Raw genomic sequence first — 18,443 nt, forward strand, 5'->3', positions numbered from 1 at the left:
CCCGAGGCAGCAAGCGCGACGGATGCGGTAGTGTTGCCTGGTACAACAGACAACACCGTGCCCAACGAGCCACGCCACCGATTTCGCGCCATCGTGACAGAAGCGGGACACCTCACCGCGCCAGGGTGGCAGCAGCACGGTCACTGCCGTAATTTGTCCCTGGTCACTCGCTGTTCTGGCGCAGCCGCTCGTACTCGTCGCGCACATCTTCATCGACATGGACCCGACCTGAGCCCGCCCAATGTCGGTCGCGGCCGTCCGTCTTGATGCCCGAGATCCAGTACTCGTCGCCGCTCTCCACCTCGTAGTAGTTGCCCGCCGCACCGCCGCCTTTGATCCGCTTGAAGCGCTGCCCTCGGTAGTAGAGCGAGCGCCCCGACTTCGAGAAGGTGACGCGCCCGATGCGCGCGGGGCCGTCGCCGTTGTAGCCCGTCTTCAGTTCGATGTAGACGATTCGACTCGTCTGCCCGCGATCTAGCTGGCCCATCGTCCTGTCCTATGTTTGAATCACGCCCGGATTGAACGCTGGGATCGTGGGGACGTGGTCGGCAGCTTCGAGGCCCCAGGCGAGCAGCTTCCGCGTCGCGACGGGGTCGATGATCGCGTCCACCCAGAGGCGCGCGGCGGCGTACTCGGGCTGCATCTGCGCCTCGTAGCGCGCGGTGATCTCGTCGAGGAGCGCCTGCTCTTCCGCCTCCGACGACGGGGCCTGGCCTTTGCGCTTGAGGCTCGCCTTCTGGATCTGCAGGAGCGTCTTCGCCGCCTGCTGGCCGCCCATCACCGCGATGCGCGCCGTCGGCCACGCCACGATCAGGCGCGGGTCGTAGGCCTTGCCGCACATCGCGTAGTTGCCCGCGCCGAACGAGTTGCCAATAATGACCGTGAACTTCGGGACGACCGAGTTGGCGACGGCGTTGACCATCTTCGCGCCGTCCTTGATGATGCCACCGTGCTCGGAGCGCGTGCCGACCATGAAGCCGGTCACGTCCTGGAAGAACACCAGCGGGATGCGCTTCTGGTTGCAGTTCATGATGAACCGCGCGGCCTTGTCGGCGGAGTCGGAGTAGATCACCCCGCCCGCCTGCATCTCGTCGGTGTGCGACTTCTTGCCCGACTTCGCCTTGACGATCTGCCGCTGGTTGGCGACGATGCCCACGCTCCACCCGTCGATGCGGGCGTAGCCGCAGAGGAGCGTCTGGCCGTAGCCAGCTTTGTACTCCGTCCACGAGTCGGCGTCCACGATGCGCGCGAGGAGGTCGCGTGTGTCGTAGGGCTGGTTGCGCGCCTCGGGCATGAGGCCGTAGAGTTCGTCGGCGTCGAACGCCGGGGCCTGCCCCTCGATGCGGTCGAAGCCAGCCCGGTCGCGGGCACCGAAGCGGCCGACGAGGTCGCGCATCGTGGCGAGGCAGGTCTCGTCGTTGGGCATCTTGTAGTCCGTGACGCCCGAGATCTCGGAGTGCGTGCTCGCGCCGCCGAGCGTCTCGTTGTCCGTCTCCTCGCCGATGGCCGCCTTCACGAGGAACGGCCCCGCGAGGAAGACCGAGCCGGTGCCGTCCACGATCAGCGCCTCATCCGACATGATCGGGAGGTAGGCCCCGCCTGCCACGCACGAGCCCATGATGGCGGCGATCTGCGGGATACCGCGCGCCGAGAGCACGGCGTTGTTGCGGAAGATGCGCCCGAAGTGCTCCTTGTCGGGGAAGATCTCGGCTTGCATCGGCAGGAAGACGCCCGCCGAGTCGACGAGGTAGAGGATCGGGAGGTGATTTTCGAGGGCGATCTCCTGCGCGCGGAGGTTTTTCTTCGCCGCGATGGGAAACCACGCGCCCGCCTTGACGGTGGCGTCGTTGGCGACGATCACGCAGAGCCGCCCTTCCACGCGCCCGAGCCCCATCACGACGCCGCCCGCCGGGCAGCCGCCTTCGTCCTCGTACATCCCGTCACCGGCCCAGAGGCCCAGCTCGATGAAGTTGGGGTTCTCTTCGATGTTGGGACCGTCCACGAGGTGCGCGATGCGCTCGCGGGCCGTCAGCTTGCCGCGGCTATGCTCGCGCTCGATGCGCTTGGCGCCACCGCCGAGCTTGATCTGCGCCTCGCGCTCGCGGAGCCGGTCAAGCAGCGCTTCGTAGTGCGCCTTGCGACGCTCGTAGGCCGCGTTAAGGTTGGCGGGAGCGCCGAGGTCGGGGAGCGTGGCGGCGTCGGGCATGAGCCGTGGTGCGTGTTACGTGTTGCGTGTTCAGACTGTGGTTGTCGCGCAGCACAGGCGAGAGAAACGGACAGACTACCAAGATAGACGGGGCTTTCCGGAAGCGCTTTCCAAAGGCGTGCGAAGAATGTCGTGGGGCGTGGAAGCAAACGGACCACAGATGCCGCATCAAGCGCATTCGCCACGTCCATCTCCCCTATTCGCCAGTCGCTAGTCACTCGACCCCGAGCCGCCGCAGCCCACGCGCTAGCACCTCCGCAAGGAGCGTCTCGTACGACTGCCCCATCAGCGCCGCAATGATGGCAAACGTGCCGTCCGGTGCAAAAGTGGGCAACGTGTTGACTTCGAGAAACCAGACGCGGCCCTCGGCATCGACGCGGAAGTCGGCGCGGGCGAAGTCGCGGGCGTCGAGGGCGCGGACGACGGCGAGTGTGTCAGCATGGAGGCGCGCTTCGAGGTCGGCGTCGAGGCCGCCTGGGAGGTCATAGGCAAAAGGTGCCGCCGCGTCCTCATATCGCTCCAGCGCGTGCAGGCCGATGCCCGTTGTTCGCTCGACGGCGCGTTGGAGCACCGGCAGTGCCTCCCAGCCCTCGCCTTCGGGCGGATCGCTACCGACCACCGCGACCGTGAACTCGGCCCCCTCGACGAACTGCTCCACGAGGAGGTCCTGCCCATAGAGCGCCTGCTGCCGCTCGACTTCGACACGGAGCGCGGCGAGGTCGTCACAGCGGCTCGATGGCGCGATGCCCTTAGCCGTGCCCTCGTAGCGGGGCTTCACGAAGACAGGGAAAACGAGATCGAACGGTTCCAGATCCGACGGCTCACGGACGACGCGCCAGTCCGGCGTAGCGACACCAGCGGCGCGGGCGAACGTCTTCGTGAGTGCCTTGTCGAGCGACACCGAGAGCGCGAGCGCGTCGGAGCCCAGGCACGGCACGCCCGCGAGTTCGAGCAGCACCGGCGCGTGCGCCTCACGGTTGCGGCTGCCGTAGCTCTCGGCAATCGTGATCGCGGCGTCGAGGCGCAGCGTACCGGTGAGCAGGTCCGGCATCCGGTCGAGGAGCGCCCGCGCGGAGCCGATGCGGACAGGCGTATGACCGAGCGCTCGCACCGCCGCTTCGAGCGCGGCGACGGTCTCCTCGGGCTCGTACTCTGCGTCCCAGTCGGGTGGAGCGCCGGGCGGCGGCGGCGTGTCGCCGAAGCGGTCGTAGACGAGGCCGATGGTCACGGTGGAGGGTGGAGAGTGGAGAGTGGAGAGTGGACCAAAGCTGCTCGCGTACGCTGCCGCCGTCAAGCGAAATCCTCGCTGGTCTGGTAGCGTGGTCTACACGCCTTCTCCAACCTTGCCTTTCAAGTCATCCCCGCGCATGCGGGGACCCACTCGACTACTACGATAGCACGGGGCTGCGTTTCCGTCACGCAGTCAACTCGACCGTGGCCTCACTTCCTGCAACAACTCGCGTGCTCTCAAGGCACACTCCTCACGCCCGCGTGCGGGTACTCGTCGCGGAAGCGGCCGTCTCCACCGGAGCCTCCTCGTCCAGCGTCAGGGGCGGGGTGGCCGTCACCTGTGACGTTCGTGAGGGCAGCGGCGTGCGCTCGCCCGCAGCCACGCCGACGGGCGAGGCCAGCGTATTGATCACCTCATCGGCGAGGGTGTTGAGGCCGTCGAGCTTCTTCTGGCGCCAGCGACGGTCGAGGCCTTCGATGATCGGTGCGGCGACGAACGTGCTGAGCACCGTCACCACGGCAAACACGATGAGGAAGATCGCGCCGATCTCGCTCATGCTTGACGCAACGCCTCCAGCGATGCCACCAAGCAGGAATCCGAGGCCAGCCCCGTACCACTTGCCTTCCGTCTCCGGCTTCGCGTGGCCGACGCGCTGCGAGAGGCGCAGCCGGACGCGTTCGCCGCGCTCCGACACGCCCACGCGCGTCTCGACGCCGAGGCCGTTCGTGTGGACCCACTCCTGCGCGTTGCCGACCGTCTCAACGCGCCCGCCCGTCCCGCTCTTCCCACCGTAGGCGGCGGCGTCGATTCCGAAGCGCTCACGGAGCATCGCCACGACATCCTCCCAGCCCTCGGTCGAGAGGGGGCCTTCGATCCAGCGCTCCACGACCACGTGGGTGTCGGTCATCTCGGAGCGCCGCTGGAGCGTCTGCCCCGTGTTCGCCACCTCGGAGGCGGCCATGCGAAGGAACGAGGCGTCGAGCCCGACCTCCTCACCTAGGCGCTCCAGCTCATCAATGGTCAACCCGTGCTCCGGCTTGGGCGTGTGCTCCTGCAACTCGACGGCGCGCTTGATGATGGCGCGCACCTGGTCCTCGGTGTAGATGCGGTCGGGCATGACGGCTTCGGGGTGTTGGTGACTGCCGCCGCTACGACCGCCGCGTTTTCGGGGTTTCAGCGACCCTGCTCCCTCAGAACAGTCGTCCGGCGTGGACCGTGGGCAGCCTGTGGGTCACAGCAAGCCGAAGCCTATCCTCATTCGCGTCAGGCCGACCTAGTAAAAATTCGACCCGCGCTTTACCATTTCGACCTTCGCCAGCTACAGCAGATAGATCGGCGTGAAGGTGAAGCAGAGCGGGAAGATGAGCAGGCTCGCGTAGCCGAGCAGGCGGCGGCGCGGCGAGAGCGGCTCCGGGATCAGCACAGGCGGGTGCTCAATCCGGATGAGATAGACGATGAGCGCCACCCAGACGAGCCAGAACCAGAAGCCGAACGCCTCGGTCAGCCCCGGTACGCGCGAGCCGAGCGCGATGGCGAGCGTCACCGCGATCAACGCGGGCGCAGCGAGCCGCAGGACGCGGTCGAACATGCGGTTGAGGAACAGGTAGAGCACGCCCGAGAGCAGCGCCCACACCGCCACGTTCGCGAGCTGCGCCGACCAGCCGAAGCCGAGTTGGAACATCAGCGGGATCTCGTCCACGAAGCCGAGCCCGCCGGAGAGAATCATCAGGAAGACCGTCGCCCGGGCGATGATGCGGTGCCAGCGGTCGCCGAAGAGCGCGAAGGTGATGTGCCCGCCATCGAGTTGCCCAACCGGAAGCAGGTTGAGTGCGGTGAAAAAGAGCCCGATCCACGCCGCGAAAAGCACGGGGTAGTGGTAGATCTCGTGCATCGGCGGGAAGTTGGGCACCACGTCCGCGAGCAGGCTAATCAGCAACGTCTCGCCGAAGACGATGGTTGGGAAGCCGGTGCCACTGGGCGATGGCGGCGGCGCCACGCCGGTCCCCTGCCAGGCCTGCACCAGCGCCTCATGTGCCGGGCCGCCCACGCCGAGGAGGTACTCCGGGCCCGGCAGCGTCAGGAGCGCGTAGATCAGTGCACCGAGGGTGACCACGAACCCGGCAAGCGGTCCCGCGATGCCGACATCGAACAGGTGGTTCAGCCGCCGCAGCGGCTCGCGGATGCGGATGACCGCGCCCATTGTCCCGAAGTGGAAGAAGATGCCGAGCGCACCGAAGTCAGGCAGCGGGATGTAGTACGGCAGCGAGACGTCGATGCGGTGGTAGCGCGCGGCGAGGTAGTGCCCGAACTCGTGGCACGTCAGGAAGAGCAGCAGCGGCACGGCATAGGCCAGCCCGTCCATGGCGAGCGTCCACCATCCAGGTTCGCCGAATGCCAGCCAGCCGCCCTCAGGATAGAGCGCAGCGCGCCCGACCCAAATGCTACCCATGAAGGTGCAGGCCGCGAACGTCAGTAAAAAAAGGCCGAGGTGCAGCCCGTAGCGGTCGCGCTGCTTCTGCTGGAGCGCGGCGTCGTAGTTGACGAGCAGCCCGTGGTCGGCGGCCGATCTCTGGTCGGGGCGGGGAGATGTTTCCAAAGGGATGCGCGTGTTGCAATTGAAGCGTCCAACTCCCCCCGCCCCGCTCCTCTAGCGAGGAGTCGCGGGGCTGTCCCCCTCACCTATGAGGGGGACAGTTCGAGGAGCGCAGCACGCAAGTGCGGAGGCGACGCAGAACGGGGGGAGCCAGCGGAAGGGTTCCGAAGGGAAACCCCACCTCTACGGCCACACTCACCCCAACTCGTTCAGCCCCATCTCGATCCGGTCGAGGGCGACGCGGAGGTCGTCGTCGCTGGCGGCGTAGGAGAGGCGGAGGCCGTAGGGCGCGCCGAAGGCGGTGCCGGGCACGGCAGCGACGTTGTGATGCTCCAGCAGGTAGAGGCAGAGCGCCGTCGAGTCATTGATGACCGTATCCGTCGGGGCGTTCTTGCCGAGATGTGCCGAGATGTCGGGGAAGACGTAGAACGCGCCCTCGGGCGTGGGGCACGTCACGCCCGGCATCGCGCGCAGGCGGCCGAGGACGTAGTCGCGGCGGCGGCGGAAGGCGGCGATCATCCCGTCGAGGCAGTTGGGCTCGTCGGCGTACATCCGGTAGGCGGCGAGCCCGGCGTGCTGCGTGATGACGCACGGCGCGCTCGTGAACTGGCCCTGGATCTTGGCGCAGGCCTTTGCGATCCACGCGGGCGCGGCGAGGTAGCCCAGCCGCCAGCCGGTCATCGCGAAGCCCTTCGAGTGGCCGTTCACCACGATCGTGCGGTCGCGCATGCCCTCGCACGCGGCGATGGAGACGTGCTCGGCGTCGTAGACCACATACTCGTAGATCTCATCCGAGAGCACGAGCACGTGCGGGTGGCGACGCAGCACCATCGCGATGGCTTCGATCTGGTCGGGGCTGTAGACCGCGCCCGTCGGGTTCGAGGGCGAATTGAAGACCAGAAGCCGCGTCTTGTCCGTGATGGCTGCCTCCAGCGCCTCAGGGCTCATCAGGTAGCCATCGGCGGGCGACGTGTCCACGATCACGGGCGTGGCGCCGGCGAGGCGGGCTTGCTCGGGGTAGCTCACCCAGAACGGCGCGGGCACGAGCACCTCGTCACCGGGTCGGCACACGGCCAGCACGGTCTCGGCGATGGCCTGCTTGCCGCCGCTGCAGCAGACGATCTCCGTGGCGGGGTCGTAGGTGAGCCCGTTGTCGCGGCGCAGCTTCTCGGCGATGGCCTCGCGGAGGTCGGCCATGCCGGGGTTGGCGGTGTAGCCGTGGTGCCCGTCGCGGATCGCGCGCACGGCCGCCTCGCAGACCGGGCGCGGCGTCGGAAAGTCGGGCTCGCCCGCCGAGAGCGCAATCACGGGGCGGCCCTGGCGCTTGAGTTCCTTGGCACGGCCCGAGATGGCCATCGTGGCCGAGGGCTGCATGGCCGCGACGCGCGGGTTGAGGTCGGTGAGGGCAGGCATGGCGGTGGCGGTGGGGGCGCGAGAAGACGGGGTCCCAAGATCGGGAGCGTAAGGCACGCGCAGCAATGGAGCGTCGGCGAACACGAAGGGCCTTCAGGACGCGTGCCCACGAGACGACGCGCCTTTCGCCTCGTTCCCGACGCGTCCTCGTTTTTCGCGGGGCGCTGTAGTCTGAAGAATACACGGAGCGGTGCAACCCCTCTCAGCCTCGCGGCCTACCACCTCCACCCCGTCCTCTCTCGCCTCGCCCCTCGTCTGCCCCGTGACCTACGCCCGCCTCGACGGCTTCACCGACCTCTTCTGTGCCTATGCCTCCGGGGACGAGGCCCTGCTGGCGCACTACGCCCGCGCGCCCTACAATCTCGTGGCACGCGCGACCGCTGCCGAAGAAGCTGCCGACCACCCGCGCGACCGGGACGCCCTCGCTGATATCCTCCTCGACCAGAACCGCCGCTGGTACACAGAGGACGGCACGGCCTGGGACGCAGCACGCGCCAACATCGAAGCGCTGCGCGATGGCGAGACCGCAGCCGTGGTGACGGGGCAGCAGCTCGGGCTCTTCGGCGGACCGCTCTACACGCTCTACAAGACGCTCACGGCGCTCCAACTCGCGCGGCAGATGACCGAGGAGACCGACCGCCGCGTGGTGCCGGTCTTTTGGCTCGAAGGCGAGGACCACGACTTCGCCGAGATCCGCGCGCTCACGGTGACCCACCGTAACGAGCTGCAGCGGATCGTCTACGACGACGGCGCCGCCCCGCACGCAGACCGCGGAGCCGTCGGGCGGCTCGTACTGACCGATGCGGTGACGACAGCGCTGGACGCGTTGGAGGAGGCGCTGCTCCCGACCGAGTTCCGCGAAGCGCTCATGGCGAAGGTGCGCGCCGCCTACGCCCCCGGCACGTCGGTCCTCGACGCCTTCGGGCGGCTGATGGTGGCGCTGCTCGGCGACCTGGAGGCGCCCTCGGGCCTCGTCTTCATCGCCGACGACGATGTGCGGCTGCACCGGCTTGTGACGCCGCTCTTCCGCGCCGAGTTGGAGGACCCCGCCGCGACGCTCGACGCGATGGCGCAGGCCAGCGATGCCCTTCGTGCCGACTTCCACGCACAGGTCACGCCGATGCCGGTGAACCTGTTCTATCTCACCGACGACGCCCGCACGGCCATCGACCCCCTTGAGGGCCCTGACGGCGAACCCGACCCCTCAGGCGCGAGCGGCTTCCGGTTGCGCGGGACCGAGCAGACGTTCACCCAGGCTGAGTTGATCGCCGAGTTGGAGGCGCACCCGGAGCGGTTCAGCCCCAACGTCGTGCTCCGACCGCTCACGCAGGACAGCCTGCTCCCGACGGCCGCCTACGTTGCCGGGCCGGGCGAGGTCGCCTACTTCGCACAGTACCGCGGCATCTACGAGCGCTTCGGCGTGCCGATGCCGGTCGTCTACCCGCGCGCGAGCGCGACGCTCGTGGAAGGCAAGATCCAGAAGGTGCTCGACCGCTACGGCCTCGCCCTCCCCGATCTCCAGGGCGACCTCCACGTGCTCCACCGCCGTCTCGCTCTCGCCGCCGCCGACGCCGACCTCGGGGCCGCCTTCGGCGACGCGCAGCGCTGCCTCCACCAGTCGATCAACTCGCTCAAGCCGCTCATCGAGTCCATCGACAAGGGCCTCGTGTCCAGCGCCGAGGCGACGCGCGCGGCACTCCAGAAGGAATTCGCCAAGCTCAAGGACCGCATCGAACGCGCCCAGAAGCGCAACGAGGACGTCATCCTCGACCACCTCGAAAAAGCCGCGGTTGGCCTCGTGCCCGGCGGAAAGCTGCAGGAGCGCAGCCTCTCGGCGCTTTACTTCCTCAACAAGTACGGCCCCGCGCTCCTCCACCGCTGGCACGCCGAACTGCCGCTCGATACGTCCCAGCATGCCGTTTGGGAGGTATGAGCGCACGGACGTGTGAACGTGTGAAAGAGAATGCGGGAACCGCCCTTGCCACCGCCTTCAGGCCCTACGTTCACACCTTCGCCCCCTCACACGTCCACACCCGGAATGTTCAGTCCTCTCATTGAGCGCGCCGTCGAACTCGCGGCGGAGTGGCACGACGGCACCTACCGCAAGAGCCGCTGGCGGCCGGCCGTGTTCGAGGTACCGCAGGTCGAGGTGGGCGAGCCCGTCGCCGTGCTGCGGGTCCCCGTGATGGCCCACGTCACCGCGGTCGCGCTCACGGTGCAGCGCGCTGGCTGGGACGACGAGACCATAGCCGCCGCCTTCCTCCACGACACCATCGAGGACGCCAACCGCTACGGGCAAGGCCTCAGCTACGAGCAACTCGCCGCCGCGACGACGCCCGGCGTTGCCGACCGGGTCCTCGCCGTGACCGAGCCGAAGAAGGCCGAGAGCGGGCGCTTCCTACCGTGGCAGGTGCGCAAGGAAACGTATGTGCAGCAACTCGCCGACGGCACCGACGAGGCCGCCGCGATCTCGCTCGCCGACAAGCTGCACAACCTCTGGACGATGAACCAAGGGCTCGCGTGCGGCCGCGACATCTTCACCCGGGCGCGCCATGCCGACGGCTCGCTGCGCGGCCTCTCAGCCGGACCGGCGCAGCAGCAGTGGTACTTCAGCGCTGTCCTCGACGCAACCGCGCATTTCAGCGATAAACGTCTCGATCCGCAGCGAATCCGGCTCCGCGAGGAGATGAGTCGGTTCGACGAGCTTCTGGCTGAGCGGGGGTAACGCCCCAGGCAGGCACAAAAAAAACGACCCGGTGTCTTTCCCTACCACGGGGAGACACCGGGTCAACGCCCAGAGCCATGAGCGTTCCTTGAGTGCTAGACTAACCATTCGGGCGCGCCGTGCCTATCCCGTGATCCCGGGATATGTGGGGTACTCCGCAGTCTCCTAGCCGACCCAAGCCGGATTGCAGTCGACAAAACGCCCTTTTTCTGGCGCTGCTCGCGTGTACCTGCGTCTCGCCGCAGCCCGCACTTCAATTCAAACGGCAAGTTCAGCAGCAGGCCTGGCTCGTTGCTTCCTCGCGTTCAGGCACCCGTGTGGCCAGCCTGTCCCTCGGCACCATATCCCTCGGCACCGTAGCGCTTGTCGAGGCACAGCATGCGCGCCACTGACCCTAACTAAATCGGCTCCTCGCAGCGGTTGCTAACGGGGAGCCGATCCGGATGTAGAGCCGTTGCCTAGTGCTAGCCTGCGCTCGGCGTCGGGCGGACCGTGGAGCCGTTGCCACCTGCGCCGTCGCCTTCGGGAAGCAGGCGCGACGGGGCCGGGACGAGCGCGGCGTCGGTGTGGAGCGCCGTGTTCGTCGCCTCGTCGGAGGACGTGCCGAAGCGCGCCGCGATGGAGTCGAACGTGGAGTACATCACCGGCACGATCACAAGTGTCAGGAACGTCGAGAACGTCAGGCCCGAGATGATCGCCGTGCCCATCGGCCCCCAGAACTGCGTGTTCTCCGAGCCGAGTTGGAAGGCCGGGTCGAGGTCGGTGATGAGGCCCACGAAGTCGATGTTGAGGCCGAACGTGAGCGGGACGAGGCCGATTACCGTCGTAAGCGCCGTCAGGAGCACCGGGCGGAGGCGCGTCGCGCCGCCCTCGATGACGGCCTCCTGCTTCTCCTTGCCCTGCTTGTGTCTCAGCTGTTCGATGTAGTCGATCAACACGATCGCGTTGTTCACGACGATGCCTGCGAGCGAGATCACACCGATGAACGTCATCAGGCCGAACGGCGTCCGCGTGAGGATTAGCCCAAGCATCACGCCGGTGAGCGAGAGGCCCGTCGCGATCATAATGATGAGCGTGTTGCCGACCGAGTTGAACTGCAGGAGCAGGATCAGCGTGATGAGCGCGAGGCCAATGAGCAGCGCCGTCGTGAGGAAGCCGAAGCTCTCCGCCTGGTCCTCACTCTCACCCGTGTAGCGGATCGTGACACCCGGCGGTACCTCGTTGTCGACGTACGGCGCGAGGTAGCCCTGCACGGTAGCGAGCAGCGCGTTGCCGTTGACGCCCTCCGCGGCTCCGCCAGAGACAGTCACCACACGCTCCTGGTCGAGGCGGGTGATGTTGCCGAGGCCGCTGCCCACGGTGATGTCGGCGACGGAGACGAGCGGGATCTGCTGGCCCTCGTAGAGGATCGTCAGGCTGCGGAGCGTCTCCAGGCTTTCGCGGTCCTCCTCGCGGAGGCGGACGGTGATGTCGTACTCGTCCTCGCCCGTGCGGAAGGTGCTCGCCTCGATGCCGTTGACGGCGGCGCGGACGGTCTGCGCGATCTGCCGCGTCGAGAGGCCGAACTGCGCCGCGCGCTCGCGGTCGATGTCCACCTGAAACTCAGGCCGGCCCGTGTCGAGGTTGTCGCCGATGTCGACGATGCCCGCGAGGTAGGTCTCGCCCGTCTCCGGGTTGATCTCCAGCGAGCCCTGGATGAGGCGCTGCTTGATCGCCTGCGAGACCACCACGATCTGGTCGAAGTTCTCGCCTGCAATCTCGATGTTGACCGGCTTGCCCGTCGGCGGGCCGTTCTGGTCCTTCACGACCTCGAACGTGGTGCCCGGGATGCCGCTGAGTTGCTCGCGGATCTTGCGCAGCGTCATCGTGCTGGGCTCCGCGCGGTCGGCGAAGTCCTTCATCGTCATCGTGATCGAGCTGTTTTCGGGACTCGCAGAGCCGCCTCCGAACTGGGCATCGCCGCCAATACCCACCTGCGTGAGTACGGTCTTGACGTTCGCCTCGCTGTCGGCGTTCTCGGCGAGCACGCGCTCGATGCGCTCGTACGTCTCGTCCGCGATGGCGTTGGACGCGTCGATGTTGGTCCCGAGCGGAGCCTCGACGTTGACCTGAATGAAGTTCGGGTCGTTCGGCGGGAAGAACTCCACGCCCGTCGGCGCGACCTGGAACATCGCGACGATGGCGATGAGCGAGGCGAGCGTGGCCGTGAGCAGCCGCGCGCGGTTGTCGGTGAGAAGGAGCCGCGTCCGCTGGCCGAGCACGAGCGCTCCGAGCAAGCCAAACACCACGACCACCGTCGGGAGCAGCATCAATTCAATGACAATGAGCGGCGACTCGATGCGCCCGCCGAGCCACAGGAACGCGCACAAGGTCCCGATTACCGCACCGAAGACGAGGCCCGCTTTGACCGAGCCCATCCGCCCGAGCATGATCGTCTCGATGGCATGGATCACGATGCCGAGCGCGCCCAGGGCGAGCAGCGCCAGACCGGGGACGAAGAGCAACTGCGAGGCCGCCTGGCTTACACCGCCGAGCATCGCGCCGCCGATGAGCAGTAGGAAGCCGACGGTGAAGCTGCCGAGCGCGAGCGTGTTGCGGAGCATCGCCCGCTTGACGCTGTAGTCGCGGTCGAGCATCCAGCTGAGGAAGACGCGGTAGCGCTCCGTGAGACGCGGCACCGTCTGGGTCTGGAAGCGCAGCGAGAACGGGCCGAGGAAGTACTTGTGGAGGAAGTAGAGCACCGGGATCGACACGGCGAGGAAGACGAAGGTCTTCCAGTTGGCAAGCCCGATCACGACCCCGAGGAAGACGATCAGCGCCGTCACGCCGATCCGGAACTGGCGGCTGCGTTTGGGCTTCGCCTCGCCGTCGAGGCGCATGAAGTAGCCCGTCACGACGGGGTTGATGACGAGCGCTACGAAGAGGCTCGCCGAGAGCACCACGATGAGCGTGAGCGGCATGTAGCTCATAAACCGCCCGATGATGCCCGGCCAGAAGAGCATCGGTGCGAACGCGGCCACCGTCGTCGCTGTGGACGCCGCGACGGCCATGCCGACCTCGCCCGTGCCGAGGCGCGCGGCTTCCCAGCGGTCGTAGCCCATCTCCCGGTAGCGGTAGATGTTCTCGATGATCACGACCGCGTTATCCACCATCATGCCCAGCGCGATGATGAGGCTGAACAGGATGATGAAGTTGAGCGTCTGCCCCATCACCGCGAAGATGACGAAGCTCAGGAACATCGAGAACGGGATGGCGAGGCCCACGAGCGTCGCGTTGCGCACGCCGAGGAAGAACAGCAGCACCAGCACCACGAAGATGAGGCCCGAGATGATGTTGTTCTCGAGGTCGCTCACGAGCGTCTCGACGTTCTCGGACGAGTCGCCCGTGAAGGTGATCTCGGTGCCGCCGGGCATCGGGAACTCGGCGACGGTCTCGCGGACGCGGTCGACGACCTCGATGATGTTGGTGCCCGGCCGCTTCTTAACGCTCAGCGAGACCACGTTGAGGTTCTGCGGGTCGTCGTTGAGGACGTATTCGCCGTCCTCGACCTCCGTGCGGAGCACCTGGAGGCGGGCGAACGAGTCGCGGTCCTTGAAGCCCATGCGCGCCTCGGCCACGTCGCGGACGTAGATGGGCCGTCCGCCGGGCGCGTCGATCACGAGGCTCTCGATCTCCTCGGGCGTGTCGAACTCGCCGTCCACGCGGACGAGGTAGTTGAGGCGGCTCACGTCCACCGAGCCGCCGGGGATGTTGGTGTTCTCGCCCTGGATCGTCTCGATGACGTCGTTGAAGGTGAGGTTGTAGCCCTGGAGCGCGGCGAGGTCGACGTTGACCTGCACCTCGCGCGTGAGCCCGCCGATCAGGTCTACGTCGAGGATACCGGGCACCGACTCGACCTCGTCCTGGAGGTCTTCGGCCACGTCGCGGAGCTGGGCGAGCGAGTAGTCGGCGGCGAGGTTGATTGTGATGACCGGGAACTCGCTCGTGTCGATCTCGGAGACGATGGGCTCCTCGACCTCGCTCGGGAACTCGACCTTGGCGCGGTCTACCGCCTCACGCACGTCGATCTCAGCGTCGTCCACGTCCACGTCCGGCGTGAACTCGATCACGACCGTCGAGACGCCCTCCGACGAGGTGCTGCGCAGGTCGTCGATGCCGTCCACCGAGACGACCTCGCGCTCGATCTCCTGCGTGATGATCGACTCGATGTCGTCGGGGCTCGCGCCGGGGTAGATCGTCGTCACGACGATGGTAGCGAACTCGATCTCCGGCTCGGCCTCCTTCGGGATGTTGACGTAGGCGAGCAGGCCGCCGATCACGAGCACCAGCGTGAGCACGATCACGGCGATGCGGTTCCCGATGGCGAGGTTGGTGATGGTCATGGGTTCGGGCTGTTAGCGGGGAGCCATGGGTGGGTGGAGGCTCAGGTCCGAATCAAATGAAAAGGCTCTCAGCTAGAGGCCGAGTGCCAGAAGCTAGCGGCGCAGTGCGGCAACGGACTGGTCGTCCTGACCGACCACACGCACGCGGTCGCCGGTGGCGATCTGGGTCTGGCCGGAGACGATGACGCGGTCGCCGGGCTGGAGGCCGCCGTTGACGACGACGCGCCCGCTCGCCTGCGGGCCGAGGGCAACGCGGCGGCGCTCGGCGGTGTAGAGGCGCTCGCCGCCTTTGGCTTCGGCCTCAGGGACGGCCACGTAGACGCTCGCGCCGACCTCGTCGCGCACGATGGCGGCGAGCGGCACGGCGAGCACGTTGTCCAGCACCGAGCGCGTGACGAAAAGCTTCATCACCATGGCAGGCTTGAGCGTGCCGTTGCGGTTGTCGAGCTCGACCTCGACGGGGAAGGTGCGGTTCTGCGGGTTGATGGCGCTGCCGACGAACGACACCGAGCCGCGCAGGTCTTGGAGGCCGTAGGCGGTCGGCGCGATGCGGACGGGGGTGCCGCGGCGGATGTCGTTGGCGTAGCGCTCGGGCACGCCCGCGATGATCTCGACGCGCTGCGTGGCGACGACGCGCGCCACCTGCATGCCGGGTGCGACCATCTCGCCGCGGTCGGCGAAGTGCTGCTCGACGGTCCCGCCGAAGGGCGCCGTGACGACGGTGTTGCTGAGCGCCTCCTGCGCCTGCTCGACGGCAGCCTCGCTCTGGGCAACCTGCGCCTTAGCTTGCGCCAACTGGGTGCGGACGCCCTGGAACTCCAGCGCTGAGATGATCGAGTCGGCGAAGAGCGGCTCCTGGCGGTCGAACTGGTCCTGCGCCAACTCAAGCTGCGCGAGGGCCACATCGCGGCTGGCCTCGGCCTGGCTCAGCGCCGTGCGCGGCAGCGCCGGGTCAATGCGCGCCACCGTGCCGCCCGGGCGCACGTAGGTGCCTTCTTCGGCGACGAACGTCAGCCGCCCCGACGACTCCGCCGAGAGCGTGGCGTCGTCCGGGGCCTCGACGGTGCCGGTCAATTCGATGGTGTCCTCGAAGCGCTCGGCGTCGATCGTCACCACCTCCACAGGCGTGGCGGGCAGTGCGAGCACGGCGGGGCTGTCGGCCGCGGCCTCCTCCGCCGTCCCATCGGGCTGGCTACAGCCCGAGAAGAAAAGCGCGAGGACCACGGCGAGCACGAGCAGCGCGAAGCCGGAGAAGAGCGAGAAACGAGCGGGGGCGGTCATGTCAGGAGTGGCAAGCGACAGGTGGCAGGTGGCAAGAGGTGGGCAAGCGGGCCGCGGGACCGTTCACTTGCTTCTTGCCACTAGCCACTTCAGCGCATCGTGAATTCAGAAGAGGGGTCGGCGTCGGCGTCGAGGCGGAGGGTGCCGGTGGCACGTTCGAGGTTGGAGCGCGCGATCAGGAGGTCGTGGACGGCCTGGAGGTAGGCCAGGCGCGACTGGTCGAGCGCGTTGGAGGCGTCGCGGACCTGGAGCGGCGTGGCAACGCCGTTTTCGAGGCGCGCCTCGGCAAAGCTGTAGGCCGTCTCGGCGCGCTGCACGTTCTGGTCCTGCGCCGCGATGCGCTGCTGCGCCGAGCGGAGGTCACGCAGCGCGCGCGACACGTCCAGCCGCGCGGACTCCGTAGCCTGCGCAAGCGCGATCTCGGCCTGGTCGATGGCGATCTGCCGCTGTTGCATCCGGCGCGTCGTCTGGAAGCCGTTGAAGAGGTTCCACCGCAGGCTCACACCGACGCTCACGTTGGGCTGCCAGTAGGCGTCGGAGAAGAAGCCTTCGGTGTCGCTCTCGAACAGGAACGGATCGTTCTGGTCGGGCTGGAGCGTCACGGTGCGGTCGTCGGGCACGTTGCCTGAGTAGGCAAGCGTGGCGCTGGCCTCGATGGTGGGGAAGTACTGCGAGCGCGTGATGCCGCGGTCGACTTGGCGAAGCTCGACGCCGAGACGTGCCTGGGTGAGATCAGGACGCCGCTCCATCGCCGTCTCGACGGCGTCGGCGAGCAGGACCGACTGGAAGAGCGCATCCGAAGGCAGGTCGAGGTCGCCGCGCAGCCCGACGTTGTCCGCCACAGGCAGGCCGAGCGTGAGCAGCAGGTTGTCCGACGCCAGCGCCGCTGACGCCTCTGCGTCGATGAGTTGCGTCTCCAGGTTGGCGAGCTCGACCTCGGCGGTGAGGCGCTCGAACTTGGGCATCACGCCCTGTGCCACCCGACGCGTCGTCTCGTCCACGTTCTGCGCCGAGCGCTCGACGCTTGCCGCGAGCACACGCACCTGATTCTGAGCGAGCAGTGCCCCATAGAAGGCCTGCCGGGTCTGGTGAAGCACGTCTTGCAGTTGGGTCTCCAGCGCGGCCTGGTTGAAGTCCTTCAGGCTTCGCGCGCCGCGCACCGCCGCGAAGGCGCTGCCGCTGTAGAGCGTCTGCGTGATCGTGATCGCGCCTTGGAACTGGTTGTCGACGGCGAACGGGTTGCCGCCCTCCTCCACGACAATCCCGGCCGCGTCGAGGCCGTCCTGCTGGCGCGAGAGGAATTCGCTAAAGGCAATTGGGTCGGTGCCGGGGTTGTCGTCCGTCCGGGCGTCCTCGTTGAACACCAGCCAGTCGATGGCGCCGAGGCCGCCGAAGAGGTTGCCGGCCGATGAGCCCGCGAAGGGATCAGCCTGCTTCAGGTTGCGGGTGTAGCCTGCCGAGGCGTCGACCTGCGGGAAGAGTTGGCCCCAGGCCTCGCTCACCTGCGCGTCGGCGTTCTGCACGTCGAGGGCGGCAGTGAGGAGCGCGTAGTTGCGCTGGGTGGCGATCTGCATCGCCTCGTCGAGCGAGATCGAGACAACGGCGGGGCTGTCCTGGGCCTGACTCGGCGGCGCGAACAGGAAGGCGGCCATGAACGTGATCACGGCGGCCAAAGGAAGGCGGGACATCGGCGTTGAACGGGTCCGAGAAGAAAGGCGGAGCAGCGGAAGCAACGAAGACAACATCGGAGTTGGCGGTGTCAGCCCTGTGTCGTGTGTGCGAGAGGTGTGACGAGCAGCGCGTTCTCAGGCGGCGGGGTGGACGCACATGCCGTCGAACAGCACCGTCGTCAGGAAGTCGGCCACCTCGTCGATCGACTGCCAAGGTGCTTCGGCAGGAGCCTCGCAACCGGGCGGCGGGTTGAGATACATGAGGATGCCCTTGACGTTGCCCATGATCGTGTGGACGACGGGCTCGACGGGGAGGCGGCGGAGCGTTCCGGCTTCCATCGCGGCTTCGAGCGGGCCTGCCATGATGCCGAGGATCTCGTCGCGGCGGCGCATGAGCCGCACCGCTTTCGCTTCCTCGCCTTCGATCATCATGCGCTGCACCTCCTTGATGAGCAGGAAGAAGGCCGCCTGGTTGAGCGTGAAGTGCTGCATCAGCCGGGCGATCAGGCTCCGGTAGACTTCACGCACGGGCTGCCCGTTGGTATCGGCGAGGTGCTCGCTGAGGAGCGCGGTGAGCCCGTCGTAGAGGTCGTCGAAGACGGCGAAGAGGAGTTCCTCCTTGCCGCCGGGGAAGTAGTTGTAGAGCGTGCCCTTGCCGAACTCGGCGCGCTCGGCGACCTCGTCTAGGGTCGCGCTGGCATAGCCTTTCTCAGCGAAGAGCGCGGTGGCGGCGTCGAGCATGGCCGCACGGCGGGCGAGGCGCTCGCGTTCGCGGCGGGACAGGCCCTGGTCCGGGCGGGCGGGAGCAGCAGGCGAGACAGGCGTCATGGAATAGGCGGGGGCTGCTGACCCGGCGGCACATAACCGACAAGTGAACAGTGCGTATCAAAGGTGACTGACTAGTCACATTTCGACCCGTACGTCACATCTCTCACTCGGTTG

General features: G+C 67.4%; 12 protein-coding genes. 2 read left to right on the forward strand and 10 right to left on the reverse strand.

Annotation, left to right across the window (positions count from 1 at the left end):
• Positions 1 to 163 precede the first annotated feature (163 nt).
• From AAFU51_08505 to AAFU51_08530, 6 genes are all read right to left on the reverse strand, one after another.
• Positions 164 to 487, reverse strand: a complete 324-nt coding sequence (locus AAFU51_08505; protein MEO1571297.1) for a hypothetical protein — start codon at positions 485 to 487, stop codon at positions 164 to 166.
• A gap of 9 nt (positions 488 to 496) precedes the next feature.
• Positions 497 to 2,206: a carboxyl transferase domain-containing protein gene (locus AAFU51_08510; GenBank protein ID MEO1571298.1), complete on the reverse strand. Its 1,710-nt coding sequence runs from the start codon at positions 2,204 to 2,206 to the stop codon at positions 497 to 499.
• Positions 2,207 to 2,420: 214 nt separating this feature from the next.
• Positions 2,421 to 3,434, reverse strand: coding sequence for a D-alanine--D-alanine ligase (locus AAFU51_08515; GenBank protein MEO1571299.1), 1,014 nt, complete (start codon positions 3,432 to 3,434; stop codon positions 2,421 to 2,423).
• 253 nt (positions 3,435 to 3,687) lie between these two features.
• The gene (locus tag AAFU51_08520; protein MEO1571300.1) at positions 3,688 to 4,554 is read right to left on the reverse strand and encodes a hypothetical protein; all 867 of its coding nucleotides are present in this window, start codon (positions 4,552 to 4,554) and stop codon (positions 3,688 to 3,690) included.
• 201 nt (positions 4,555 to 4,755) lie between these two features.
• Positions 4,756 to 6,033: a site-2 protease family protein gene (locus AAFU51_08525; protein MEO1571301.1), complete on the reverse strand. Its 1,278-nt coding sequence runs from the start codon at positions 6,031 to 6,033 to the stop codon at positions 4,756 to 4,758.
• 192 nt (positions 6,034 to 6,225) lie between these two features.
• Positions 6,226 to 7,443, reverse strand: a complete 1,218-nt coding sequence (locus AAFU51_08530) for a pyridoxal phosphate-dependent aminotransferase (protein ID MEO1571302.1) — start codon at positions 7,441 to 7,443, stop codon at positions 6,226 to 6,228.
• A gap of 262 nt (positions 7,444 to 7,705) precedes the next feature.
• On the opposite strand from AAFU51_08530, the gene bshC reads away from it, so the two are divergent.
• Together bshC and AAFU51_08540 are read left to right on the forward strand one after the other, a co-directional pair.
• Complete coding sequence (bshC, locus tag AAFU51_08535) at positions 7,706 to 9,376, forward strand: bacillithiol biosynthesis cysteine-adding enzyme BshC (protein MEO1571303.1); 1,671 nt, start codon at positions 7,706 to 7,708, stop codon at positions 9,374 to 9,376.
• Between the two features lie 105 nt (positions 9,377 to 9,481).
• Positions 9,482 to 10,168 carry an HD domain-containing protein gene (locus AAFU51_08540; GenBank protein ID MEO1571304.1) on the forward strand — a complete coding sequence of 229 codons (687 nt, stop codon included), beginning with the start codon at positions 9,482 to 9,484 and terminating at the stop codon, positions 10,166 to 10,168.
• Between the two features lie 464 nt (positions 10,169 to 10,632).
• On the opposite strand, the gene AAFU51_08545 is transcribed toward AAFU51_08540, so the two are convergent.
• From AAFU51_08545 to AAFU51_08560, 4 genes are all read right to left on the reverse strand, one after another.
• The gene (locus AAFU51_08545) at positions 10,633 to 14,550 is read right to left on the reverse strand and encodes an efflux RND transporter permease subunit (protein ID MEO1571305.1); all 3,918 of its coding nucleotides are present in this window, start codon (positions 14,548 to 14,550) and stop codon (positions 10,633 to 10,635) included.
• 93 nt (positions 14,551 to 14,643) lie between these two features.
• Complete coding sequence (locus AAFU51_08550; GenBank protein ID MEO1571306.1) at positions 14,644 to 15,831, reverse strand: efflux RND transporter periplasmic adaptor subunit; 1,188 nt, start codon at positions 15,829 to 15,831, stop codon at positions 14,644 to 14,646.
• 89 nt (positions 15,832 to 15,920) lie between these two features.
• The gene (locus AAFU51_08555; GenBank protein MEO1571307.1) at positions 15,921 to 17,519 is read right to left on the reverse strand and encodes a TolC family protein; all 1,599 of its coding nucleotides are present in this window, start codon (positions 17,517 to 17,519) and stop codon (positions 15,921 to 15,923) included.
• Positions 17,520 to 17,636: 117 nt separating this feature from the next.
• The gene (locus tag AAFU51_08560; GenBank protein ID MEO1571308.1) at positions 17,637 to 18,329 is read right to left on the reverse strand and encodes a TetR/AcrR family transcriptional regulator; all 693 of its coding nucleotides are present in this window, start codon (positions 18,327 to 18,329) and stop codon (positions 17,637 to 17,639) included.
• Positions 18,330 to 18,443: the final 114 nt, after the last annotated feature.

The sequence above is a fragment of the Bacteroidota bacterium genome, assembly GCA_039821555.1.
Lineage (GTDB): Bacteria > Bacteroidota > Rhodothermia > Rhodothermales > Rubricoccaceae > JBCBEX01.